Source organism: Halomonas profundus (assembly GCF_020865425.1).
Classification (GTDB): Bacteria; Pseudomonadota; Gammaproteobacteria; order Pseudomonadales; family Halomonadaceae; genus Vreelandella; species Vreelandella titanicae.
This window is the reverse complement of the sequence record NZ_CP086344.1, coordinates 1,593,930-1,615,447: the sequence shown is the minus strand read 5'-3', so window position 1 is coordinate 1,615,447 and position 21,518 is coordinate 1,593,930. Positions and strand designations below refer to the sequence as shown.

Here is a 21,518-nt window from a genome sequence, read left to right as displayed (position 1 = left end):
CATCGCTGATTCAAAAACAGAAAACAGGATATGGCGGCAACGAACGTTTTTTCAAGACACCTTCGCTTCCAGGGCGCGCGACTATTTGCCGCCACGCGCTTTCAACAGCGCAGCACCCAGCGCCCCCATAGGCTCCGGCGCTTCAGTTTTATTAGCGTTATTACGCTGGTTTCGAGCCGGTTTACGGGCACCACTGTGTTGATCTTTAGGCGAGCCACTGTTCTTATTGGCACCGCTGTTAGCACCGTTTTCAGCCTCAGGCTGGTCATCCAAACGCATCGATAGACCTACCCGTTTGCGGGGGATATCAATGCTCATCACTTTAACGGTGACAATATCACCTGCTTTCACCACGCTGCGGGGGTCATCGATAAAGCGATCAGATAGCGCCGAGATATGTACCAGGCCGTCCTGATGGACACCGATATCCACAAAAGCGCCGAAGTGGGTCACATTGGTGACTGTGCCTTCGAGCACCATGGAAAGCTTGAGGTCATTAAGGGTTTCGACACCTTCGCGGAATTCGGCCGCTTTAAACTCAGGGCGAGGGTCGCGACCAGGTTTATCCAGTTCTTTGAGAATATCGCTGACGGTGGGCACGCCGAAACGCTCATCGGCAAAATCGGCGGGCTTTAAGGCTTTCAACGCGGCGCTGTCGCCAATCAAGCCGCGTACTTCACGCCCGCTCTGCTTGGCGATACGTTCCACCAGTGGGTAGGCTTCCGGGTGAACGGCGCTGGCATCCAAGGGGTTATCGGCATTGTGGATACGCAGGAAACCCGCACACTGCTCGAAGGTTTTGGCACCAAGGCGGCTCACTTCTAACAATTCTTTACGGCTTTTGAAAGCGCCTTTGACATTGCGCTGAGCAACGATATTTTCGGCCAGCGCAGCGCTCAGACCAGCTACCCGTGAGAGCAGTGCGCTGGAAGCGGTATTCAAGTCGACGCCCACGGCGTTAACACAGTCCTCAATGACGACTTCCAGACTACGCGACAGCTGCACCTGGGAGACATCGTGCTGGTATTGGCCTACGCCAATCGACTTGGGCTCAATTTTAACCAGTTCGGCCAGCGGATCCTGCAGGCGGCGACCAATAGAGACGGCACCGCGCACCGTCACATCAAGATCCGGCATTTCCCGCGAGGCGTATTCAGAGGCAGAGTAGACCGAGGCGCCCGCTTCAGAGACCATCACTTTGCTTAACCGGTGCGCTGGCGCCAGGGCTTTTAGTAGTTCGCCCGCGAGCTTGTCAGTTTCACGACTGGCGGTACCATTGCCCACCGCAATCAGCTCGACGCCGTACTGTTTCACCAGCTTAGCCAGCACGCTCAAGGCTTCATTCCACTGGTTTTGCGGCGCATGGGGATAGATAGTGGTGTGATCGACAAATTGCCCAGTGGCATCGATCACCGCGACCTTACAGCCGGTGCGCTGGCCGGGGTCGATGGCAAGGGTGACTTTCTGCCCCGCCGGCGCGGCTAGCAGCAGGTCTTTTAGATTAGCCGCAAACACTTCAATGGCGGTGAGCTCAGCCTGTTCGCGCAGGCGGCCCAGCAGCTCGGTCTCCAGTGCTGTATAGAGCTTCACCCGCCAGGTCCAGCGCACCACTTCGGCTAACCACTTATCCGCCGGGCGGCCCTGGTCGCTGATGCCAAACTGCTTGGCAATCGCCAACTGGGCGGGGTGAATGGGGGCCTCGTCTTCGCCGGGCAGTCGAATCGACAGGCTCAACACGCCTTCGTTACGCGCCCGGAACATTGCCAAAGCGCGGTGTGATGGCGCTTTGGCGAGTTTCTCATCGTGCTCGAAATAGTCGGAGAACTTGGCGCCCTCCTGCTGCTTACCCTCCAGCACACGGGCGCTGAGCTGGCCCTCTTGCCACAGCCGTTCGCGCAGTTGGCCGATGAGCTCGGGATCCTCGGCGAAGCGCTCCATCAAGATCTGCTTGGCGCCATCCAGAGCGGCCTTGGCATCTTCGATGGCAGGAATATCGCCTTCTGCTGGGCGCAGATAGTTTTCCGCTTCGCTTTCCGGATTAAGCGTTGGATCGGCAAGCAGCGCATCCGCCAGCGGCTCAAGCCCTGCTTCGCGAGCGATTTGCGCTTTGGTGCGGCGTTTTTTCTTAAACGGCAGGTATAAATCTTCCAAGCGTTGCTTGGTCTCGGCAGCGTCGATGCTGGCTTTCAGCGTAGCATCGAGCTTGCCCTGCTCATCAATGGCGACAAGTACCGCGGCGCGGCGCTCTTCCAACTCACGCAGATAGCGAAGCCGTTCATCCAACTGGCGCAGCTGGATATCGTCCAGCGCGCCGGTGACTTCTTTACGGTAACGGGCAATGAAGGGCACTGTGGCGCCGCCATCCAGCAGCTCCACCGTGGCGGACACTTGCTCGGGACGCACACCAAGCTCAGTGGCCAGGCGGGAAATAATACGCTGATTGACATCCATAAATTGCAACTAACTCATGCAGCATTTTTTAGTGCCAACAAGGTATCACAAACGCGCCACGGCTGGCATGACTTGCGGCTTCAGCGTCGCCACCCGTGGTCATCCCAGAACGGGCGGCGTGACTCGCGCTGTACGTCATCGCGGCTGATGCCAATATCTTTCAGCATGTCATCGCTCAAATGGCGCAAGGAATCCCGCTCGCGACGCAATTGGTACCAGCGATAAATTCTTTCCCGCCAGGTGATGCTGGGTTGCTTCTCAGCAGATTGGCACTGTTGGTTCTGCAAGCAGTGTAGCGAGCGCTCCATTTCAACCTCCCTTCGCCGCCAGCAGCGGCGTGGTGAATAAGTGTTGAAGGAAGTATTGAACAGCGCCTAAAATCAATCCAACGAATACTCCTTATGTTCAACATCAAAAAGATTGATAGCCATGGCCACACTACCCACCATCGATCATGAGCTGCTGCGCACCTTTGTGGCCATTGTCGACCAGGGCGGCTTCACCCGCGCCGCTCAGACGGTAAACCGCACTCAATCAGCCGTCAGCATGCAAATCAAGCGGCTGGAAGAGGATGTTATTCAGCGCCCACTGTTTGTGCGCCAGAATCGCCAGCTGCTGTTAACCAGCGAAGGGCATACGCTGCTGGGTTATGCACGCAAAATTCTTTCATTGCAGGGAGAAGCGCTGACGCTGCTGCGCCAGCCGGATATGGTGGGCCGTGTGCGACTGGGGGTGCCGGATGACTATGTGATGCGTTTTCTGCCCGGCATTCTGAAAACCTTCTCCCAAGCCTGGCCGCTAGTGGATGTGGATGTGCACTGCGCCCCCTCGTCGGTACTCTCTCAGCAGCCGCAAGGGAGCCTAGACCTGATTATTATGACACGGGAGATAGGCGACGAAGTTGGCACCATTTTAAGGCGTGAGGCTACCGTGTGGGTCTCAGCTGAGAGCCATTGCACACATTTACAGACACCAGTACCCCTTGCCATGTTTGAGGCTCCCTGCTTTTGTCGGCGTCATGCCTGCAATGCACTGGATCGCGCAGGCCGGGCCTATCGAGTCGCTTACAGCAGCCCGAGCTTGGCGACGTTACAGGCGGTTGTGGGGGCGGGCTTGGCAGTGTCTGCCTGGATGCGCAGTTTAGTCACCGCCGACATGCAGATATTGGGTAAAAAAGAAGGGTTTCCCGAACTGCCGGAAGCGTCCATCGTTTTGCAGCACACCTCCGCCACTCAATCACCGATTATCGATAGCCTGGCCGAGCATATTGTTGAAGGGTTTAGGCTTTGATGAGACAGATGCACATCCCGTAGCGCGTGGTAACGAGAAAGCGAGTTCAGCGAGCGTTCGTAGGCACCCGCGGGAGGCGTCGGCACGACGCCCAATGGCACTTCAGCCAAACTCCGGCACCGCTTCGCGCTGCTTCCGCGGGTGCGCCTTAGGCTTACCACGCGCTACTAAATCTCGCATGCACATGGATGTGGGGATTCCATGGCCATGTGCACGTTATGCACATGGCCGAGGCACGTAATCACACTGTTGATAGGTAGAGGCAGGAGCGGTCTAGCTGTGAGAGACTGGTCAGCCCTAGCAAAGCCATATTGCGCTCAATTTCACGCTGTAAAAGATCGGCGACATGCTCTACCCCAGCCTGCCCTGCGCAGGCGGCGGCATAGTTGAAAGGACGCCCCACAAAGACAAAATCAGCCCCCAATGCCAGCGCCTTGATCACATCGGAGCCACGCCGGAAGCCGCTGTCGATCATAATGGGGATATCACTAACGCGACGCTTGATCTCGGGCAGCACCTGGAGCGGGGAAATGGTGCAGTCCAACTGGCGTGCGCCATGGTTTGAAAGAATAATGCCATCAACCCCTGCTTGCTGAGCACGTACTGCGTCTTCCGGGTTTAATATCCCTTTGACGATCAAGGTGTCGGGCCACAGGCGCCGTACAAGATCGAGATAACCCCAATCAAAATGGCGCCGCCCCGAAAAGTCCCGCGCGGCTTGTCGGGAGATAACGGGCGCGCCCCGCTCGGCATAGTTGTTTTCGAAATGCGGCATGCCGTGCTTCCACAAGGTGCGCAGGAAGGTATTGCATAGCCAACCAGGTCGTATCAGACCGTCAAATGCTAGGCGAAGGGTTGGCTCGAGAGGGGATGAAAACCCCGAACGGCGGAAATTGTCGGGGTTGGGCGGCACCGGGTAATCAAGCGTTACCACCAGCTTCTTGAAGCCGGCTCGCTTGATCCGCTCGAGCAGGGCCTCGATACCTTCTGGGGTACCGGGCAGGTAGGCCTGGAACCAGTCGGCCCCCTCCACCTTAGCCACCTCCTCCATGGGCACCAGCGATGAACCACTCATAACCATGGGCAGGTTGCGCTTCGCTGCTGCCCGCGCCAGCACTAAGTCGCCCTGGTAAGTTGACAGCGCACTAATGCCCATGGGAGCGATACCGAAAGGAACGGTATAGCGCTTGCCATAAAGCTCGGTGTGCAGATCAATCTGCGAGACGTTGACAAACGCCTTGGGCAAAAAGTGGTAATCATCAAAAGCGGTGAGGTTGGCTCGCTGGGTTCGCCCATCCTCGGCCACATGGTCGATATAGCCAAAAATAGGCCTGGGCAACACTTTTCGGGCCAGCCGCTCAACATCATGCAGGTTATGGATGCTGGCGAGTTTCTTTCGAGTCCATCGTTGTTGGAGCCAACCTTTCACGCAACACTCCTAATGATTGTTCTATCCTCCCCCCGCTCGGCAGCCTAGCTCGATTCAGCAGGCACGAAGCGTAGGGCAACGCCATTGTTGCACCAGCGCAGGCCGGTGGGTTCGGGGCCATCTTCGAAGACGTGGCCCTGATGACCACCGCAGCGGGCGCAGTGGTATTCGGTACGGGGCCAAACCAGCTTGAAGTCCAGCTCGGTCAGCATATGCCCTTCCACGTGTTCGAAAAAGCTTGGCCAACCGGTACCGGAATCATATTTCATTTCACTGGTGAAGAGTAACAGATCGCAGCCAGCGCAGCGGTATTCACCATCCCCCCACTCCTTGTCCAACGGGCTTGAAAAGGCGGGCTCAGTGCCTGCCTTTCGGAGTACATCAAAGGCTTCATCGGAGAGTCGTTCACGCCATTCGGCTTCACTCAACTCCAGTGGCTCCAGGCCTGGTGCAGCTTCCAGGTCAAGCCGTGGAAAGCCAAATGACAGTCCAGGTATCACCCCGACCGCGCCGGTTAGTCCGGCCAGGCCTAAAAATTGACGTCTTTTCATGAGAATCACTCCCCAGAAATTGGCAAGGAAAATAATCGGCCAGCAAAAGAGCCAATAAAAATGGGACAGTGCCGTGGCGCTGTCCCATTCTGAGGTCGATCATTTCTGTGTAGTTTAGTCGCTATTGGGTGCGACTTACTTACACTGGCACGCTACTTTTTCTGCTGCTTTTTCTAGCGGCCTGACACGCTGGTCAACTGACGTCCAAGTCATCAACTGATGCTCAGGTCAGTTGGGGGCCTGCCTGGATAATGGCCTCATTGACGCCTTCAAATTTCTTGAAGTTATCGACGAATTTGGTCGCCAGGTCTTTGAGGTGGCGGTCGTAGGCGTCACGGTCTTGCCAGGTTTCACGCGGGTCGAGCAGGCTGGAATCAACGCCCGGCACGGCAAGCGGCACTTGCAGATTGAGCCCATCGATGTGCTTGGTCTCGATGTCGCGCAGCACGCCAGACTGAATCGCGCTGATGATGGCACGTGTGGTCGGAATGGAGAAGCGTGCGCCACCTTCGCCGTAAGCACCGCCAGTCCAGCCGGTATTAACCAGATATACCTGGGCGTCTTTTTTCTCGACACGCTTGATCAGTAGATCAGCGTACTCACGGGCAGGACGCGGGAAGAACGGTGCGCCAAAGCAGGTAGAGAATGTGGCGGCCAAGCCTTCAGAGGAGCCCATTTCAGTGGAACCCACTTTAGCGGTGTAGCCAGACAGAAAGTGATACGCCGCGGCTTCTTTGGAAAGAATCGACACTGGGGGCAGCACGCCGGACATATCGCAGGTCAGGAACACGATGGCATTCGGCTCGCCAGCTAGGTTTTCCGCTACGCGCTTCTCAACGTGCTCTAACGGGTACGCGGCACGGGAGTTTTGGGTCAGGCTATCGTCGGCGTAATCAGGCTCACGACGGTCGTCCAGCACCACGTTTTCCAGTACGGTGCCAAACTTGATGGCGTTCCAGATGACCGGCTCGTTCTTCTCGGAAAGATCGATACACTTGGCGTAGCAGCCACCTTCCATATTGAAGACGACCCCATCCCCCCAAGCGTGCTCGTCATCGCCGATCAAGAAGCGCGCCTGATCCGCCGAGAGCGTGGTTTTACCGGTGCCAGAGAGACCGAAGAAGAGACAGGTTTCGCCATCTTCACCCACGTTCGCCGAGCAGTGCATGGGCAGTACGTCGGCAGCTGGTAGCAGGAAGTTCTGCACCGAGAACATGGCTTTCTTCATTTCACCGGCGTAGCGCATACCCGCGATAAGCACTTTTTTCTCGGCGAAGTTGATGATCACGCAGCCGTCAGAGTTGGTGCCATCGCGAGTAGGGTCACACTCAAAGCCTGCGGCGTTAAGAATCGTCCACTCGTCTTTAACTGCTTGGTTGTAGGCCTGAGGGCGTACAAACATGGTGCGGCCAAACAGGTTTTGCCAAGCAGTTTCGGTGGTGACGCGCACCGGCAGATAGTGAGCGGAATCACTGCCCACGTGCAGCTCAGAGACAAAATGCTCTTGGCTAATCAGGTGGTCATTGACTCGATCCCACAGGGCGTTGAATTTGCCAGCGTCGAAGGGCTGGTTAACATTGCCCCAATCGATTTGGCTGCTAGTGGAGGGCTCGTCAACGATATAGCGGTCTTTCGGTGAGCGGCCGGTACGCAGGCCGGTATTGACTACCAAGGCGCCGTTGGCTGAGAGGCGGCCTTCGCCACGTGCCACTGCGCGCTCGACTAGTTCGGCGCTGCTGAGATTAACGTGGGATTGGGGAGCGGCTTGAGTCGTGGTCATGTCGATTCCTGGGCTTCTCTCGATTTACCGGGCGTCACCGACGCCTTGATGTTCATCCCAACCACTGTGAAACCGGCTGGGTGCGCTGAAGTCCGGCGCATTATGGCAAAAAGAAAGCCCCCAGGAAACGGGGGCGAAGATCAAATATCTTGTAGTTAAACTACTACAAAGGCACTACATTTTGTGTTGCAGCGCAGTAAAAATTAAAACAGTCGTTTGCAAGAACCGCCAAAATCATTGAATACAATGGCGCTCCTAGTACGGCAGGTAGTCGCCCTGGTATACGCTTTCGACTACACACTTAGTGAATCGTGGGCGGTGGCGCGTCAGGGTCGTCCAACAAAGTTTCAATATCCGCTGCTGTGTAGTGATATTTCGTGTGGCAAAAGTGGCATTGGGTATCAATAGCCCCCTGCTCGTGCAAAATATCCCGCAGTTCCTCTTTACCCAGAGAGTGCAACGCGTAGCTCATACGCTCACGGGAGCAGGTGCAGCCAAAGCGCAGTGCTTTGGGTTCAAAAACACGCACGGTCTCTTCGTGATAGAGACGATGCAGCACCTCGCGCTGCTCAAGGCCGAGCAGTTCTTCCGTTTTGATCGTATCGGCTAGCTGTACGCTGCGATCCCAGGCATCGACATCCTGGTTTTGTGACTCTTCTGGTAGCCGCTGCAGCAGTAACCCGCCCGCACGCTTCTCATCGGCGGCCAGCCAGAGGCGGGTTGGCAACTGCTCGGATTGGCTGAAATAGGCTTCCAGGCAGCCGCCCAGGGTCTCTTGATCCAACGCCACAATACCTTGATAGCGGTGGCCCTCACGGGGATCGAGGGTAATCACGATCTGGCCTTCTCCCACTAGTTCGCGGAAGCTGGCGTGCTCGCTGGGCAGTGCGGCGTCTTCTGCTATGCGGGCAATCGCGCGCAGTTCACCACCGGGGTTGGACTCGGCCATTAACAGTGACAGAACGCCGCGTCCACGTACCTCGATACTCAAGGTGCCATCCAATTTCACGGTATCGGTAAGCAACGCCACGGCGGCTAATAGCTCGCCCAACAGCTCATTCACCGCCGGTGGGTAGGCGTGGCGATCCAACACTTCGTGGTAGGCGGCCGCCAGGGTGACGATCTCGCCGCGGACATTGGTGTGATCGAACATAAAACGTTGAATTTGATCGGACATAATTTGGCAACCTAAGGTTTAACTGGTTTATTAGTGGCTAAGGACTACTTGGCTCAGGGCTATCGCAGCTGACAATCCGCGCTCCTCAGTGCCGAGGGCAGGTTTACGCGAGGGCGCTGTGAACCCATCCATGGGCGCTACTTTTGACATCCCTGTCAAAAGACCCTCGCTTCAACCTGCTCTCGGATCCCGTTATGGGGGAGTAATTAAAGGGAGTCACTCAGCTACGATAGTCTCGTTACTCACCCTGGTGGCGCTGGAAGCGCTGGATATCGCGGCGCTGCTTTTTGTCGGGGCGCTTGAGAGGATGCTGCATCGCTTCGTTAGTGAGGCGTCTTGCTTCGGCCTCTTTAGCACGACGCTGCACGCTCTCTTCGGTTTCCGCATAGAGCGTGCGCGCTTCTGGTGCCCCGCGGCGTTGATCCGAAAGCGATAAGACCTCTACCTCCAATATCTCCCAGCCCTGGGGCACGCGAATAAGCGCACCGATTTCCACCTGCTTGCTGGTTTTAGCGCGGCCGCCGTCGTAATTCACTTTCCCACCCTCGATGGCTTTTTTAGCCAGTGCGCGGGTCTTGAAAAAACGTGCGGCCCAGAGCCATTTGTCCAAGCGTACGCTGTCACTCATTTAGGCACTCCTTGGGTTGCTGACACCTGTTCAGGAAGCTGTTCGGGTAGCAGGTGGGCAAAGCGATCGAGGGCAATAAATTCTTGCAGCTCTTTTTCAGGCCGCTGGCTGTCGGGCTGTTTAATGCCCAGTAAATGCTTAATGCCAAACTCACGAGCGCTCTCGAGTACACGGGCGTTGTCGTCGATAAACAGCGTACGCGTGGGATCAAAGGCTTCGATGTCTTGTAGCGCAAACCAAAACGCCTGCTCCTCTTTGGCGGCTCCTACGTCCTCGGAAGAGACGATCGCGTCCAGGTAACTTTCCAAACCGGTGAGCGGCAGCTTCAGGGCAAGACTCGCACGATCCGCGTTAGTGGCGAGCACGACCCTCGGGTGGGCCTGTTTGAGCCATTTGAGGAAATCCAGAGCATCGCTACGCAGGCCTATCAAGTGCTGGACTTCGCGCTTCAGAGCGACGATATCCACGCCCAGCTCGCGGCTCCAGTACGCCAGACTGTACCAGTTTAAGGTGCCCTGCTCGCCGATAATACGCGCGCGCAGCGCCTCCTGGGAGGCTTCATCCAGTTGGTGCAGTTCGCGGTAGCGCCGCGGCAGGTGCTCGAGCCAAAAGTGGCTGTCGAAGTGTAAATCCAGCAGCGTGCCGTCCATATCCAAGAGGACGGTGTCTATCTCGCGCCAATCAATCATTGCCGCTCCAGTCACGTTAGGAGTAAGCGTGCTATTGTAGCTTAACCGCCTTTTACCAGCCATGGAGGCCCACTTTTATGTCTACGCCCCCCCCAACTCGCGACACCTTCAATCACCCTGAAGGTGCCAGTGCTAAGCGTTCGGGCTACCAGCAAAAGCCGCAAATTTTGGCTCGCAAGAGCGTGGCCCAGAGCCGTTTATTCCAGATTGAGTCGCTTGATTTGCGTTTTTCTAACGGAGAAGAGCGCCAATTTGAGCGCTTGACCGGCGCTGACCGCGGCGCAGTGATGATGGTGGCGATGCCCGACCCAGACCACGTGCTGCTGATACGTGAATACGCCGCTGGATTTGAAGATTATGTGCTCACCCTGCCAAAGGGATTAGTCGACCCTGGCGAAGATATCATTACCGCGGCTAACCGCGAGTTGATGGAGGAGTGTGGCGTTGGCGCTCACCGCATTGAACCGCTGGTCGAGCTTTCGCTGGCACCCAACTATATGCGCCACCGTATGCAGGTACTCCTCGCCACCGACCTGTACCCCAAGCGCCTGCCAGGGGATGAGCCAGAGCCATTGATTGTGGAAACCCACGCCATCGAGGAGCTACCCGCCCTACTACTGCGCGAGGATTTTCACGAAGCCCGCGCTATCGCCGCGCTCTATATCGCCCGGGATAGGTTGCGGGAAGAGAAACGCAATAGTGCGACGGATTTGCTTTGAAGTATCTAAGTAGGCAGTAGCTTCGCTCGAGGTGGGTCGATGTCATCGTGAGCGAAGCTACCTCATTTTTGTCATTGCGAGCGAAGCGAAGCAATCTCGGGGTTATACTGCCGCCGCTGGTTGAGATTGCCGCGTCGCTACGCTCCTCGCAATGACATAATAAGAAGGCTCCTCACATGCAAAAGCGACTAATCCCCCGCCCCTCTCTCTAAAGATGAGTTTTCAATGCGATCCAGCGGCGCTGGCGGTGGCTATCCAGCCCGGCTTCCAGCAAGGACATTGAGCGCAGGGCATCATCGGCGCTGACCGGTAGTGGCTCCTTATCGCGGATAGCGGCGGCTATACCTTGGTAATAGGCCAGGTAGTCGCCCGGCAGGGTAGGAAGCTCACGACGCGTTAGCGGTGCGTTATCCCCCTCCCCTTCGCGCAGTGTCAGGGTGCCATGTTGAGTATCTTCGCCCCACAGGGATGTCGGCACTTCGCCTGCTTTTAAGCGATCCTCCTGAGGGTCTAAGCCGTATTTTATGAAGCTGCCTTGGGTGCCATTAATCCGGAAGCGCGGTGTCGGTTCGGCCACCAGCGTGCCCGCCGCTAAGGTAACGCGAAAGCTTTCGTAGTCGAGCAGCGCGAGGAAGTCATCGTCAGCCTGGGCGCCATCTCGCAGCACGCCGAGTTCTAGCAGAATAGCCTGGGGCATGCCAAACAGCTCGCAGGCTTGATCTAGCAAATGCGGCCCCAGATCAAACCAGATGCCGCCACCGGGGGTGGCCTTCTCGCGCCAGCGATCGCGCACTTCCGGGCGGAAACGATCGAAATGGGATTCGAAATTGACCAGACGTCCTAGCGTCCCCGCCTCAAGCAGGGCCTTAATGGTCAAGAAATCGCTGTCCCAACGACGGTTGTGAAACACCGACAATAGACGCTCTTTATCATCCGCCAATTTTTTGAGCAGCTTGGCTTCTGACAGGGTCACCGTGAACGGCTTATCGACCACTACGTGCTTGCCCGCCGAGAGAGCGGCTTTGGCGAGGGAAAAGTGGGTATCGTTAGGAGTGGGAATAACGATCAGGTCAATATCACTGCGCTGGCAAAGTGCTAATGCCTGAGCCTCTACCTCAACATCCGGCAGTGACGCCTGCACCTTGGCGGCATCGCTTGAAGAGACCGCGACCAAATCCAGGCCTTCCGTGGCCTGGATCAGCGGTGCGTGGAAGGTTTGGCTAGCGAAACCGTAGCCGACTAATCCAACGTTTATAATCGCCTTCATTTGATTCCTTACTCGGGCTTATTGCATGTTTCAGCTGCATGTTTCAGCTGCGTATATCAGTCGAGTTTGCTTAGATCCCGAACAGCCCCTTTGTCAGCGGAGGTCGCCAACAACGCATAGGCTTTAAGTGCCGGAGTGATCTTGCGGGGACGCTGCTCGGCAGGCTTCCAGGCAGCGGCACCCTTGGCGTCCATTGCCTCGCGGCGGGCCGCCAGCTCGGCATCGGTCAGTTTGACGTTAATCGCCCGATTGGGGATATCGATGCGGATCAGGTCGCCCTGCTCGATCAATCCAATCGCGCCGCCCGCCGCTGCTTCAGGGGAAACATGGCCAATAGAGAGTCCTGAAGTACCGCCAGAGAAGCGCCCGTCAGTCAGCAGCGCGCAAGCTTTACCCAATCCTTTGGATTTGAGGTAGGAGGTCGGGTAGAGCATTTCCTGCATGCCGGGGCCGCCTTTCGGGCCTTCGTAGCGAATCACGACGACATCACCCTCTTTGACCTTATCCGCCAACACATCGGCGACTGCCTGATCCTGAGACTCCACCACATGGGCGGGGCCTTCAAAGACCAGGATCGAGTCATCGACCCCGGCGGTTTTGACCACGCAGCCATCCAGCGCGATATTGCCATAGAGCACGGCTAAGCCGCCCTGCTGAGAGAAGGCATGCTCAAGGTCTCGAATACAGCCGGTGGCACGGTCACCATCCAAACTCGGCCAGCGGGCACTTTGGGAAAATGCCACTTGGGTAGGGACGCCACCCGGCCCGGCTTTAAAGAACTCAACCACTTCCGCGCTTGGCGAGCGCATGATATCCCACTCTTCCAGCACCGCTTTCAGGCTGTCGCCATACACGGTGGGCACCGAGGTATCCAGCACTCCGGCACGATCCAGTTCCCCCAGGATGGCCATAATGCCACCTGCACGGTGGACGTCTTCGATATGGTACTTCTGGGTATTGGGCGCCACTTTACAGAGTTGGGGCACTTCACGGGAGAGGCGGTCGATATCGGCCATGGTGAAGTCCACCTCGGCTTCCTGGGCCGCCGCCAGGAAGTGAAGAATAGTGTTGGTAGAGCCGCCCATGGCGATATCCAGGGTCATGGCATTTTTGAACGCCGCCTTGGAGGCAATGGCACGCGGCAGCAGGTGGGCTTCTTCGCCTTCGTAATAGCGCTTGGCCAGCTCGACAATGCGATGGCCAGCGGTTTCAAACAGGCGACGACGATCCGAGTGAGTCGCCAAGACGGTACCGTTGCCGGGCAAGGCCAGACCCAGCGCTTCGGTTAAGCAGTTCATGGAGTTGGCGGTAAACATGCCCGAACAACTGCCGCAGGTGGGGCAGGCGCTGCGCTCTACTTCCGCCAGGGTGTCATCATCCACGCTGTCGTCGGCGGCCATCACCATGGCATCGACGAGATCCAGCCCGTGGTTGAGAAGCTTGGTTTTACCCGCTTCCATGGGGCCGCCGGAAACAAAGATAACCGGAATATTGAGGCGTAGAGCGGCCATCAGCATTCCTGGGGTGATTTTGTCGCAGTTGGAAATACATACCAGCGCATCGGCGCAGTGGGCGTTGCACATATACTCAACGCTGTCAGCGATCAGGTCGCGGCTGGGCAGCGAGTAGAGCATGCCGTCGTGGCCCATGGCGATACCATCGTCCACCGCAATGGTGTTGAACTCTTTGGCGACGCCCCCGGCTTTCTCAATCTCCCGCGCCACCAGTTGGCCCATATCCTTTAAATGCACATGGCCCGGCACAAACTGGGTAAAGGAGTTGGCTACCGCGATAATCGGCTTTTGAAAGTCGCCGTCCTGCATACCGGTGGCGCGCCACAGCGCGCGGGCACCGGCCATATTGCGGCCAGCGGTGGTGGTACGTGAGCGATACTCTGGCATGGTGTCCTCTACTCTCTAATAAATAGCTAGGCTCTATTTTTTATTAGCCCACAGCACGCAAGGCTGCAGGCTAGACTAATTCTGAAAAATATCAGTAGCTTTTGATTGTGGCATGAGCAATGCGCAGAGACTAGATGTGGAGGCTGGATGTAGAGGCTAAATCACGAGACCCGATAGGAAGTAAAGCGCCCTCCATGGCGCCGATTCATCAGAAGGTCGCCCACGCCTCTTCGGCTGGCTGGGCTTGGGCAGTACGCTGAGTCGGGGAGTTTTGGGGCGAGACTAATGCGGGAGATGACGCTAGTGGGGGCGTGGAGCCAAGCCCTGCTTGTTTAAGCAAGCGCATGCGGGCAGTCTCGCTGCTCTCTTCGGCAGCACCCTCTAAGCGAAAGGCGGCGATAACGTTGGCCAGGCTCAGCGCTTCGCGGGTGAGGCCTTGAGCAGCGCTGGAAATCGACTGTACCTTGGAGGCATTCTGCTGGGTGACATGATCCATCTCCGCGACGGCGGTATTGATTTGCGCGATACCGTTGCTCTGCTCATCGGAGGCGGTGCTGATCTCTTCCATGATATCGCTGACTCTCATTACCTGAGTCACTACCTGATCGATAGCGGCTTCGGCCTCCTTCACCGCTTGGGCACCGCCGCTAATCTCCTGGGAGGAGGAGTCGATTAAACGACGAATGTCGCCAGCCGCATCAGCGCTACGCCCGGCCAAGCTACGCACCTCATTTGCCACAACTGCAAAACCACGCCCCTGCTCGCCAGCCCGAGCAGCTTCTACTGAGGCATTCAGCGCCAGAATATTGGTTTGAAAAGCGATGCCGTCGATGACGCTAATAATGTCGGTCATCTTATCGGCGCTGGCAGCGATACGCTCCATGCGTTCGACTAGCGCCTGCATGCGCTCGCCGGTTTCGCGGCTGGTGGTGGCATTTTGCATGGCCAGTTGATTGGCCTGACGGGCGTTTTCGCTGTTTTGCTGCACGGTCGCCGTCATCTGATCCATGCTAGAGGCAGTTTGCTGAAGCGAGGAGGCCTGCTGCTCAGTGCGCGATGCCAGGTCTTCATTCTGCTGTTTGATATGTTCGGACGCAGGTGTCACCACATCGACTTTGTTGCCCACCTCGGTAATCAGCCCCGATAAGCTAGCGCGCATGGTTTCCAGCGAACTCAGCAACTCGCCTAACTCGTCATTACGCTTTAAAGTCACTCGGTTGGCGAGGTTACCCGCGGCAATTTGGAACGTTACCCGGCGGGCCTCGTTGAGTGATTTAATCAGCGATTTGAGTACCGCCATGCTCAGCCCCACCATTAACACAATACCCAGCAGCAGCACGCCCAACTGACCGTACAATAATACCTGTTGCTGCTGTTCGGCATTGTCCATCAGCGTATGCGCAGCCGTGCGTTCCTGTTCAACCAATACATTGATAGTGGCACTAATACTTTCAGAGGTGGGCTGCACGTTGTCATTAAAGGCTTCAAAAGCAGCAAAGCCGTTACCATCGCGGATAGCCGTCAGGGTGGTATCGGCACCTTCAATAAAAGTGGTGAGATGTGCCGCTAGGCCCTCTTGCACACCGCCGGCTTCGCGCTCTGCAGTATAGCCTTGCCACGACTGCTCAATGTCGGCACTCATGGTGGTTAACTGGCTTTCAAGAGCATCAAGATCCGCCCGCCTCGGGTTGCGCACCGCCGGTTCTAACGCCTGAATGGCTTGGCTAACCCGCTGGCCTATCTGCTGAAGGTCGGTAATGCCTTCAAGGCCCGTTTGATTGAGAGTGCGTAAGCGTTCAGCGGAACTGGTTAAGCCATACACCCCCGCCGCCCCTGCGATGACTAGTAAAACCACCGAAGCCAGCACCATGCCCATTAGTTTGGCCTGCATACTGCTGAAACTAAAACGCTTTACCCATCCACGCAGACCGGTGTGGCGTATTGCACCATAATGCAGCTTGAAACCACGTGTTTTGCCCTGTTGCATTGCAGCGTATACCCGCTCTGCCCGGGCAATGGCTCTATCCGCCGCTTTACGCCGGATAGAGGTATAGCCCACCACGCGGTTACCATCGAGCAGCGGCGCGATGGTGGTATGCATCCAATACGCTTCTCCCGTTTGGCGGCGATTCTTGATCAGCCCCTGCCAGGTTTTACCGGCTTCAATGGTTTCCCACAGGTTCTGAAAAACCGCCTTGGGCATGCTGTGGTGGCGGAACAGACTATGGGGTTCACCCATGATCTCGTCCAGCGTGTAACCACTCACCTCCACGAAGGTTTGGTTGGCGTAGGTGATTCTGCCCTGCAGATCCGAGCGTGAGATCAACACTTCGTCATCGGCTAATTCATAAATAGTGGATGCTGCTTGTGCGGCATTATGCATTGAGACCCCCTACTTTTTTATTGAAGGCTTGTGCCATCTTTAGGATTAGCGGTTCCCTAGGAGCCTGTCCGACTTAACACTGATCTACTGCGAATCTATGCTTCTCGCGACGATCGGCCAAGCCAGACAGGCTCCTAACGCTAAGCCTTTTCAATTAGAGGTAATGCATGAAATATGCCACCGCGAAGGGTGGCATGTCATAAAACCGAATAAAGGGAAATCAAGCACCTAACAGTGTCGTCTACCGGGCTAAAACGCTTCCCACTGGTCAGCGCGAGGCTGTGTTGCGGGTGTCTTAGCACGCTGCTCTGAAGGGGCTGTCAATTGCTGAGTTGCTTTACTGAGTGCCTGGTTGGCGCGCTGTAACTTCGCCCGCGCCTCTTTGATGTTCTCGTCTTGAGCGCCTTCCAAACGGAATGCATCGACCACGTTAGCGAGTTCAAAGGCTTCGAGGGAGAGATTGTCCGCTGACGCCGCAATCGACTGAACTTTTGAAGCGTTCTGCTGGGTCACAAGATCCATTTCGGCAATCGCCGAGTTAATTTGACCGATCCCACTGCTCTGCTCGCTGGACGCAGTGCTGATCGACTCCATCAGCTCACTGACTCGACTCACCTGCTGAGAGACTTCCTCAATCGCCCGCTCCGCCTGCTCTACCGCACTACGACCACCGCTGACTTCCTGAGTAGTGCTATCAATCATCTTGCGAATTTCCTGGGCGGCATCTGCGCTGCGACCAGCTAGATTGCGCACTTCGCTGGCGACTACCGCAAAGCCGCGTCCATGTTCACCAGCACGCGCAGCCTCAACCGAGGCGTTGAGTGCCAAAATATTAGTTTGAAAGGCAATGCCGTCGATCACGCTGATCATCTCGGTCATCTTTTCAGCACTCTGGGCGATACGCTGCATGCGCTCCACCAGCTTTTGCATTTGCTGACCGGTTTCCTTGGTGCTGGCAGCGTTCTGCACTGCCAGATCAGTCGCCTGGCGGGCATTATCGGTGTTCTGCTGAACCGTCGAGGTCATCTCCTCCATACTCGAAGCGGTCTGCTGAAGCGACGACGCCTGCTGCTCAGTGCGCGAAGAGAGTTCCTCATTTTCAGCGGCTATCTGCTGAATCGCCGGAGTAACCACTGAGACACGATTCTCTACATCGCCCACGATGCTGGAGAGGCTAAAACGCATGGTGTCCAGGGAGTAGAGCAGCTCGCCCAACTCGTCGTTAGTTTGACGACGTTCACGGGCGGCCAAGTTACCCGCGGCAATTTGGAAAGTGATATACCGCGCGCCCGACAAGCTGCGAAACACGGATTTCAGAATCATTACACTCAAGCCGATCATGACTAAAAAGCCTACCGCCAGTAGCACCAGCTGCGCTATCAGCATTTGCTGACGCCCGCTTTGTGCCTCGGTCACCAGCAATTCGGCATCGGCACGCACCTGCTCAACCAAGGTGCTGTTCATCTCGCGCAGCGACTCTGTGGTCGGCACCACCACGTCATTCAAGGCCTCAAAGGCCGCGAACCCATTACCCTCTTCAATCGCCACAAGGGCGGTTTGCACCGCATCAATCCAGGTATTCAGAGCACTATCAAAAGCCTGGGCGGTCTCATCAGTGACCGTCGCATCCGCATAGTAGCCCGCCCACAGCGTCTGCATGGCATCGGTATACTGGCCAATGTCTGCGTTGACGGCCTCCAGGTCAGCCCGACGAGGGCTTCGTACCGCAGGTTCCAGCGTGCCAACCGTTTGACCAATATAGCGTTCGATATTCTGCAGCGAGGCGACATCGCTCAACCCTGAGCGATTAATGGTTTCCAGCCGCTCGCCGGAGAGTAACAGCGCAGAGACTCCCAACCCACCCGAAAGACAGAGTAGCAGCAGCGACGCCACCACCATACTGATGAGCTTGGCTTTCAGGCTAGTGAACTGAAAGCGCGACAGCATTCCGGTCAAGCCTTTACGCCGCAGCGTGCCATGGGCTAGTGCGTAGTGGCGGGATTTACCTTTTTCGCGAATCTCGGCATAGATTTTTTCTGCCTGGTTAATGGCTTTTTCTGACGCTTTGCGGCGCACGGAAGTGTAGCCGACGATGCGCTCACCGTCCCGCAGCGGCGCCACGGTGGCATTCACCCAGTAGTGATCGCCATTTTTACGCCGATTTTTAACCACGCCTTGCCAGGTTGTCCCCGCTTGGATGGTTTTCCAGAAATCCTTGTAAGCAGCTTCAGGCATATCAGGGTGACGAAGGAGGTTATGGGGAGAGCCAATGAGTTCTTCACGGCTATAGCCACTGACCTCAACAAAAGTAGGGTTGGCGTAGGTCACATTGCCCTTTAAATCCGAGCGGGAAATAAGCACCGCTTCCTCACTCAGAACATACTCACGCTGCGTCACGGGCTGGTTATTGCGCATTAGTTCTCCAAGAATTAGATATTCTTAATTTTTATAAAAGCATAGATCATTATCGCTATAGATCATCTCGGCAAACCAGTGAACAAATGTAAAAAAAGCGCCTTACTCTCGTAAGACGCTTTAAAAGGTTAAATAGCCATTGCTGCAAATAAAATCAACGCTCTATTTTCGGCCAAACACGACATCTGCCACATCACGGTAGCGCTTGGCAAAGTGCACCGTCATGCCCTCTTTCAGGTAGTCCGGCAACTCTTCGTAATCGCGCTTGTTGGCGTCGGGCAAAATCAATTCAAAAATATCGCTGCGTCGCGCGGCAATGACTTTCTCACGAATACCGCCAACGGGGAGCACTTGGCCGGTTAACGTTAGTTCGCCGGTCATCGCCAAAGGCCTATCGATCGCATGGTGCTTGGCCAGCGAGAGCAGCGCCGTGGTCATGGTGACACCCGCCGAAGGGCCATCTTTCGGCGTGGCGCCCTCGGGTACGTGCAAGTGTACAAACGCCGAGTCAAAGAAGTCGGTATCGGCACCATACTCCTGCAGGTGGCCCAGGGTATAGCTGTAAGCGATATTGGCGGACTCCTGCATCACTTCGCCTAACTTACCGGTCAGTTTAAAACCACGATCCAGTGAGTGTACTTTGCCTGCTTCGATGGGCAATGTTGCCCCCCCCATGGAAGTCCACGCCAGGCCGGTCACTACCCCTTCGCCGGTGAGCACTTTCTCCTTACGGAAAATCGGCGCACCTAAGAACTCCTCCAGGTTTTTAACTGATATCTTGACCGTTTCAGACTCCTCTTCGAGCAGTTTAACGGCCGATTTACGCACAATGCGGTGCAGTTGCTTCTCCAGCTGGCGCACTCCGGCTTCCCGGGCGTAGCCTTCAATGACCTGCTTTAAAGCCGCATCGGAGAGGCTGATCCTCTTTTTCGTCAGGTTGTCGCGCTTGAGCAGCTTCGGCCACAGGTGGTGCTTGGCAATCGCCAGCTTCTCTTCAGCGATATAACCGGAGAGGCGGATCTGCTCCATACGGTCAAGCAGCGGCCCTGGAATCGAATCAAGCGTGTTGGCAGTGCAGATAAACAGCACCTTGGAGAGGTCCATGCGCACATCAAGATAGTGATCAAGGAAATCGACGTTCTGTTCGGGATCAAGTACTTCCAGCAGCGCCGATGCTGGATCGCCCTGAAAGGACTGCCCGAGCTTATCGATTTCATCCAGCATGATAACGGGGTTTTCGACCTCGACCTCTTTAAAGGCTTGCACCAGTTTGCCGGGCATAGCGCCCACATAGGTACGCCGATGGCCTTTAATTTCCGCTTCATCGCGCATACCACCGACTGAGAAACGGTAAAACTGGCGCCCTAAGGCTTCGGCGATCGAACGTCCGATGGAGGTTTTGCCTACCCCAGGAGGGCCTACCAACAATACAATCGAGCCGCCTACGTCGCCTTTGAAAGTACCCTCGGCCAGAAATTCGATAATACGCTCTTTAACGTCTTTCAAACCGTCGTGGTCGCGATCCAGCACCTGGCGGGCATGGGGTAGATCCAACTGATCCTGGCTGGTCACTCCCCAGGGCAGCGAGGTTAACCAATCCAGGTAGTTACGCGTGGTGCCATACTCCGGCGAACCGGTTTCCAACACGCTGAGCTTATTAAGCTCATCGTCAATACGCGATTGAACACGCTCGGGCACTACCAGTGACTCCAAACGCGCTCTAAAGGTATCTACATCGTTTTCTCGATCACCTTTGGAGATACCCAATTCACGCTGGATGACCTTGAGCTGCTCGCGCAGGAAGAACTCGCGCTGGCGATCCTGCATTTGCGCGTTTACCTGCTCGCTGATCTCGCCCTGTAGCAACGCAACATCGATCTCTTTTCGCAGCAGCGGCAGCACTTTCTGCATCCGCTCTTCTACCGAAAGTGTTGCCAGCACATCCTGAAGTTCGGGGCCTTTGGCGGAGGTAATAGCGGCGGCAAAATCGGTCAACGGCCCCGGCTGATGAGGACTAAAGCGGTTGAGGTAGTGCTTGAGTTCTTCACCGTACAGCGGGTTAATCGGCAGCAGCTCTTTAATGCCGTTGATGATCGCCATGGCGTAGGCGCGGGTCTCTTCGTTCTCCGCATCAACCGGCTCTTTAGGGTAGGTCACCTCGACGAGGTAAGGCGGCTCTTTGGAGAGCCAGCGGGTAATTTTAAAGCGCTGAAGCCCTTGAGCGATAAACTGAATCTGATCGTCTTCGCCCTTAAGTTTGTGCACTTTGACCGCAGTACCGATCTCCGGGAAACCTTCGTGATCCAGGGAGGTGACACCCTGCTCGCCCACAAAGGCAACACCCAATGTGTGGTGCGGCGTGTTACCCACACGGCGCATGGTCTCTTCCCAGCGCTCACGATTAATCACCAGCGGCTGTACCTGGGCGGGGAAGAACGGCCGGTTATGAATAGGCAGGAGGTAAATGCGTTCGGGCAGCATTTCGCTAGCGGGCACCAGAGAGTTTACCCGCTCGCCGTCTGAGCGGTACTCACTTCCTCCCTGCTTACTATCGGGCTCTTGAGAGCTTTTTTCAGTCTGTTCGTTAGAGTGGTTTGCACCACTGTCTTCACTACTCTCTTCACTACCGGGGGTGTCATCAGTAGTGGATGACTGCTCATCATCAAGTTGCCAATCAAGATGTTCAGCGTCGTGTTCGTAATCCTGGTCGCTCATGCGTCCTCCAATGAACCGATACCGGCGGTGAGAACCGCCTAGTGTTGTCCATGGAATGCGGGCAGTGGGCCAAAACTTCAACCCTTCGCGAGTAGAACAGTCAGTTTAGCGGCGCTCCCTGCG

15 protein-coding genes are annotated in these 21,518 nt (G+C 56.2%); 2 read left to right on the top strand and 13 right to left on the bottom strand.

Annotated elements, in window-relative coordinates; all coding sequences use genetic code 11:
* Window positions 1-81: 81 nt before the first annotated feature.
* Both LMS44_RS07265 and LMS44_RS07260 read right to left on the bottom strand, forming a co-directional pair.
* Window positions 82-2,451, bottom strand: a complete 2,370-nt coding sequence (locus tag LMS44_RS07265; protein ID WP_414127568.1) for a Tex family protein — start codon at window positions 2,449-2,451, stop codon at window positions 82-84.
* Window positions 2,452-2,531: 80 nt separating this feature from the next.
* Window positions 2,532-2,759, bottom strand: a complete 228-nt coding sequence (locus LMS44_RS07260; RefSeq protein WP_027958820.1) for a DUF1127 domain-containing protein — start codon at window positions 2,757-2,759, stop codon at window positions 2,532-2,534.
* A gap of 121 nt (window positions 2,760-2,880) precedes the next feature.
* On the opposite strand from LMS44_RS07260, the gene LMS44_RS07255 reads away from it, so the two are divergent.
* A complete protein-coding gene (locus LMS44_RS07255; RefSeq protein WP_039860607.1) occupies window positions 2,881-3,741 on the top strand; it encodes a LysR substrate-binding domain-containing protein in 861 nt (286 codons plus the stop codon).
* Window positions 3,742-3,982: 241 nt separating this feature from the next.
* On the opposite strand, the gene LMS44_RS07250 is transcribed toward LMS44_RS07255, so the two are convergent.
* From LMS44_RS07250 to yrfG, 6 genes are all read right to left on the bottom strand, one after another.
* Complete coding sequence (locus tag LMS44_RS07250; RefSeq protein ID WP_022519710.1) at window positions 3,983-5,170, bottom strand: alpha-hydroxy acid oxidase; 1,188 nt, start codon at window positions 5,168-5,170, stop codon at window positions 3,983-3,985.
* A gap of 44 nt (window positions 5,171-5,214) precedes the next feature.
* Entirely contained in the window at window positions 5,215-5,721 is a 507-nt protein-coding gene (gene msrB, locus LMS44_RS07245; protein ID WP_022519711.1) for a peptide-methionine (R)-S-oxide reductase MsrB, read from the bottom strand.
* Between the two features lie 223 nt (window positions 5,722-5,944).
* Entirely contained in the window at window positions 5,945-7,501 is a 1,557-nt protein-coding gene (locus LMS44_RS07240; protein ID WP_498947170.1) for a phosphoenolpyruvate carboxykinase (ATP), read from the bottom strand.
* A 301-nt stretch (window positions 7,502-7,802) separates the two neighbouring features.
* Window positions 7,803-8,678, bottom strand: a complete 876-nt coding sequence (gene hslO, locus LMS44_RS07235; RefSeq protein WP_022519713.1) for an Hsp33 family molecular chaperone HslO — start codon at window positions 8,676-8,678, stop codon at window positions 7,803-7,805.
* Between the two features lie 238 nt (window positions 8,679-8,916).
* Window positions 8,917-9,306 carry an RNA-binding S4 domain-containing protein gene (locus tag LMS44_RS07230; RefSeq protein WP_039860606.1) on the bottom strand — a complete coding sequence of 130 codons (390 nt, stop codon included), beginning with the start codon at window positions 9,304-9,306 and terminating at the stop codon, window positions 8,917-8,919.
* Window positions 9,303-9,995, bottom strand: a complete 693-nt coding sequence (gene yrfG, locus LMS44_RS07225) for a GMP/IMP nucleotidase (RefSeq protein ID WP_027958816.1) — start codon at window positions 9,993-9,995, stop codon at window positions 9,303-9,305. Before yrfG ends, LMS44_RS07230 begins: the two co-directional genes overlap by 4 nt.
* Before the next feature lie 77 nt (window positions 9,996-10,072).
* Here yrfG and nudE point away from each other — a divergent pair, with 77 nt between their 5' ends.
* Window positions 10,073-10,714, top strand: coding sequence for an ADP compounds hydrolase NudE (gene nudE / locus LMS44_RS07220; RefSeq protein ID WP_022519716.1), 642 nt, complete (start codon window positions 10,073-10,075; stop codon window positions 10,712-10,714).
* A 208-nt stretch (window positions 10,715-10,922) separates the two neighbouring features.
* On the opposite strand, the gene LMS44_RS07215 is transcribed toward nudE, so the two are convergent.
* From LMS44_RS07215 to lon, 5 genes are all read right to left on the bottom strand, one after another.
* Window positions 10,923-11,981 (bottom strand): oxidoreductase, encoded by a 1,059-nt coding sequence (locus LMS44_RS07215; protein ID WP_498947169.1) that lies wholly within the window; start codon window positions 11,979-11,981, stop codon window positions 10,923-10,925.
* Between the two features lie 56 nt (window positions 11,982-12,037).
* Window positions 12,038-13,882 carry a dihydroxy-acid dehydratase gene (ilvD, locus tag LMS44_RS07210; protein WP_498947168.1) on the bottom strand — a complete coding sequence of 615 codons (1,845 nt, stop codon included), beginning with the start codon at window positions 13,880-13,882 and terminating at the stop codon, window positions 12,038-12,040.
* A gap of 208 nt (window positions 13,883-14,090) precedes the next feature.
* A complete protein-coding gene (locus LMS44_RS07205) occupies window positions 14,091-16,265 on the bottom strand; it encodes a methyl-accepting chemotaxis protein (protein ID WP_230806113.1) in 2,175 nt (724 codons plus the stop codon).
* Between the two features lie 249 nt (window positions 16,266-16,514).
* Window positions 16,515-18,680: a methyl-accepting chemotaxis protein gene (locus LMS44_RS07200; protein ID WP_041157914.1), complete on the bottom strand. Its 2,166-nt coding sequence runs from the start codon at window positions 18,678-18,680 to the stop codon at window positions 16,515-16,517.
* Window positions 18,681-18,842: 162 nt separating this feature from the next.
* Window positions 18,843-21,395 carry an endopeptidase La gene (gene lon / locus LMS44_RS07195; protein WP_027958812.1) on the bottom strand — a complete coding sequence of 851 codons (2,553 nt, stop codon included), beginning with the start codon at window positions 21,393-21,395 and terminating at the stop codon, window positions 18,843-18,845.
* Between the last annotated feature and the right edge of the window lie 123 nt (window positions 21,396-21,518).

Excerpts from the sequence above, each read along its gene's own strand:
- LMS44_RS07205 (WP_230806113.1), bottom strand. The coding sequence starts at position 16,265 with ATGCATAATGCCGCACAAGCAGCATCCACTATTTATGAATTAGCCGAT.
- msrB (WP_022519711.1), bottom strand. The coding sequence starts at position 5,721 with ATGAAAAGACGTCAATTTTTAGGCCTGGCCGGACTAACCGGCGCGGTC.
- hslO (WP_022519713.1), bottom strand. The coding sequence starts at position 8,678 with ATGTCCGATCAAATTCAACGTTTTATGTTCGATCACACCAATGTCCGC.
- LMS44_RS07215 (WP_498947169.1), bottom strand. The coding sequence starts at position 11,981 with ATGAAGGCGATTATAAACGTTGGATTAGTCGGCTACGGTTTCGCTAGC.
- ilvD (WP_498947168.1), bottom strand. The coding sequence starts at position 13,882 with ATGCCAGAGTATCGCTCACGTACCACCACCGCTGGCCGCAATATGGCC.
- lon (WP_027958812.1), bottom strand. The coding sequence starts at position 21,395 with ATGAGCGACCAGGATTACGAACACGACGCTGAACATCTTGATTGGCAA.
- nudE (WP_022519716.1), top strand. The coding sequence starts at position 10,073 with ATGTCTACGCCCCCCCCAACTCGCGACACCTTCAATCACCCTGAAGGT.
- yrfG (WP_027958816.1), bottom strand. The coding sequence starts at position 9,995 with ATGATTGATTGGCGCGAGATAGACACCGTCCTCTTGGATATGGACGGC.
- LMS44_RS07240 (WP_498947170.1), bottom strand. The coding sequence starts at position 7,501 with ATGACCACGACTCAAGCCGCTCCCCAATCCCACGTTAATCTCAGCAGC.
- LMS44_RS07230 (WP_039860606.1), bottom strand. The coding sequence starts at position 9,306 with ATGAGTGACAGCGTACGCTTGGACAAATGGCTCTGGGCCGCACGTTTT.
- LMS44_RS07200 (WP_041157914.1), bottom strand. The coding sequence starts at position 18,680 with ATGCGCAATAACCAGCCCGTGACGCAGCGTGAGTATGTTCTGAGTGAG.
- LMS44_RS07260 (WP_027958820.1), bottom strand. The coding sequence starts at position 2,759 with ATGGAGCGCTCGCTACACTGCTTGCAGAACCAACAGTGCCAATCTGCT.
- LMS44_RS07265 (WP_414127568.1), bottom strand. The coding sequence starts at position 2,451 with ATGGATGTCAATCAGCGTATTATTTCCCGCCTGGCCACTGAGCTTGGT.
- LMS44_RS07255 (WP_039860607.1), top strand. The coding sequence starts at position 2,881 with ATGGCCACACTACCCACCATCGATCATGAGCTGCTGCGCACCTTTGTG.